This window comes from Flammeovirga aprica JL-4 (assembly GCF_012844305.1).
Taxonomy (GTDB): Bacteria; Bacteroidota; Bacteroidia; order Cytophagales; family Flammeovirgaceae; genus Flammeovirga; species Flammeovirga aprica.
This window is the reverse complement of the sequence record NZ_JABANE010000241.1, coordinates 1-2,834: the sequence shown is the minus strand read 5'-3', so window position 1 is coordinate 2,834 and position 2,834 is coordinate 1. Positions and strand designations below refer to the sequence as shown.

Annotated in this window: 3 protein-coding genes; all 3 read right to left on the bottom strand. The window is 35.4% G+C overall.

The annotated features are described in order from the left end of the window. Positions 1 to 292: 292 nt before the first annotated feature. The gene (locus HHU12_RS33445) at positions 293 to 1,360 is read right to left on the bottom strand and encodes an ATP-grasp domain-containing protein (RefSeq protein ID WP_169661067.1); all 1,068 of its coding nucleotides are present in this window, start codon (positions 1,358 to 1,360) and stop codon (positions 293 to 295) included. 141 nt (positions 1,361 to 1,501) lie between these two features. Further along, positions 1,502 to 2,353, bottom strand: a complete 852-nt coding sequence (locus HHU12_RS33440) for an SDR family oxidoreductase (protein ID WP_169661066.1) — start codon at positions 2,351 to 2,353, stop codon at positions 1,502 to 1,504. 82 nt (positions 2,354 to 2,435) lie between these two features. Then, positions 2,436 to 2,789 (bottom strand): hypothetical protein, encoded by a 354-nt coding sequence (locus tag HHU12_RS33435; protein WP_169661065.1) that lies wholly within the window; start codon positions 2,787 to 2,789, stop codon positions 2,436 to 2,438. Positions 2,790 to 2,834: the final 45 nt, after the last annotated feature.

Genomic DNA, 2,834 nt, shown 5'->3' with positions numbered 1-2,834 from the left:
CTATAACTTTTGTTTTACGACCCATAATTAGGGTATAAATATAGCTTATATTTTAATTTGTCTCAGTACTTAGGAAATTTAAAATAACAACTTTTCTTCCTTTTTAGAAAGTTATCCAATTATCATCGGGTAGAGTATAATGTAATTCAGTTTTCATATAAAAAGAGCAAAAAAAATGAAATAACATAGTACTGAATATGATTAGGTAGTCAATCATTGTTGTTTGCTTATTCTATAAAAAGAAAACTCTTCAAGAATAATTTATCGTATTTCTGAAGAGTTTTTGGTGCCTCTAAATAAGCACCTTAGATTTTGCTTTCCAACTTTGGGAGACAATATTTTTTAATAAGTCAATGTAATCCCAACCTATTTTTCGGGCCGCCAACATTATCAAACTATCTTGATCTTGACGATGAGGTCTTGAAGCACCTGTCATGTTGGGTTTCAGATTAATATCAAAAATATAATATTTGCCTTCTTTATCTGCTCTACAATCTATTCGAATAGGTGCCTTAATTTCTAGGAATTCAGCTGCCTTTCTACAGCATTGGGAGATTTTAAAAATAGACTCTGAATACAATTCTTCATCTTCTAATACCATACTGTTTTTGACTACCGCCTCTTCTCCGCTGTAAGGAATGATTCCGTTTTTATGATTCAACCTTTTTACAGCCGGCAAACACCACGGGCGGACATACTCCACTTCTCTATGGTCAATGATATAATCACCTGCAGGCATAACGGTTATTGTAATTTCCTGTCCTTCCAAAAACTCTTCGACATAAACTGAACTGCCATATTTTTTGGAAGTAAACATATTATTTAAAATTGTTTCTAATGCCACTTGATTTTCCACCTTACATACACCTTGACTACCTCTTCCTCTCAATGGTTTTACGACTAAAGGGAATTGTATTTGGGCATTTACATGATAACTTTCTCCTCTGGAAATGCGTTGTTCCACAGGAATTGGGACATTCTGCTTTCTCAAAAGATTGTTTGTATAAAATTTATCATCAAATAGCTCAACATGATAAGGTTGTTGTCCGATAAGCTTAATTTTTCTATCCATAAACTTCTCTATCGGATGGTTTTTATACAAAACTGTATTCAACCAAAAGGTATTTGCCCCTTTATTTATAGCCGCCAGAATTCCATCTTCAGTATCAGGAAAAACCCAATCTAAATCATGTTCAATGTTAGGGTCAGCTTGGGGAGTAATGACGATAAATCCGTATTTAGATAATTCAAAGGCAATGTCTGCCCCACTGTCAGAATATCCTCCTTCTTTCATTGGTTTTGTTATACCATTTATAGTCGGCGCCTGCTGAGCCTGGTATAAAAGTGCTATTTTCTTCATTGGTCAGATTATTTAATAGTTGTTTTGAGCTTCAGTAACTGATTCATTTTTAACGGTAGCAATTCATTTTAATCTGAACTACAGAATACTAATATAAAGAAAAAACCCATGATTAAGTTCATGGGTTTCTAAAAATATCATTTAAAGTGACTTCTGATATGCTTTTATCATTTCTAATGTTGTTAAAGGTGGCCTGCCTGCCGCCTTATCAAAATCAGAACTTAATTCATAGGCTCCAGATTTAATACCAGAATAAATTCCAGCTATTACCACTCCTAGAAAATCACCTAATTCCTTTTTCCGCTCTGCAGTATATTCCTCAACAGAGACAGCGTTAAAGGCGATTTGCGTTCCATAAGCTTCATTGATTACATCTGCCAATTGCTGCTGTGTAATCGCATCCCCAAGCAAATTATAAGTCTGTTCGTTGTGTTTATCTTCTAGAAGCATCTTTGTATAGGCATACCCTAATTCTGGTCGGCTGATGTAACCACACTTCCCCTCTCCTGCACAATTTCTAATTTCACCCTCTTTTTTATACGTCTCCACATATTCAAGATCCGGCTCAATATAGATTCCATTTCGTCCCAAAGCCCAGTCCAAACCCGAGCTTTTCACATCCTCTTCCGTTTGACGGTTACTCTGTACGATCGGGCTAAAAGAGTTTCCATCACTTACACCTACAATACTGGTATAAACAATTTTCTTCACCCCGTTCTGCTTGGCCGCTTCAATTACATTTCTATGTTGTGGAATTCTAGCCTCGGGATCTCCCATTCCAGAAATCAGTAATACTTTGTCAATTCCTTTCAATGCCTCATTGTACTCTTCTCGGCTGTTGTAATCTCCTTTTCTGGTTTCAATACCGAGGTGCTGTGCTTTTTCAGGTGTCCGGACAATGCCAACTACATGTTCAGCTCCAATTTCATTTTTGAGTGCATTGACAATCGCTGTGCCTAGTTGACCGCTTGCCGCTGTTACTGCAATTTTCATTTTGATTAATTTTGGGTATTCGCTTTTTTTGAATTAATTCTGAAAATAATAAAATTAGAGGAAGGCCCGAAATTTAAATGCATCAGCTTTTCAATTTATAAGCCACAGTCAGTTTTATAGCATTGTTATTCTCAATTGTCGATTCATATTCCGTCCCTGTAAACGGCTCTTGATTCTTAATTGTTCTATCAAAACCATAATCATAATGCAACATCACCAAATACCTATCAAGGTGTACTCCCAAACCTAAGTTAAAACCATAATCGATCTTATAACGATAGTCAACAGGTGGCAGTTGATCATTATCAACCTTCAATCCATCTATATAAAGTTTTCCAAAATCATAAAGATGGAAATTGACAAAAGGCCCTACCAAACCAAAAAAACGAGTATCTTTTATCCTAAAGTTTTGTGAAGTCCTGAAATAACGATACACTAAAACAATCGTTATTATGGAAAATAATAAAAGTCAATACGTTAA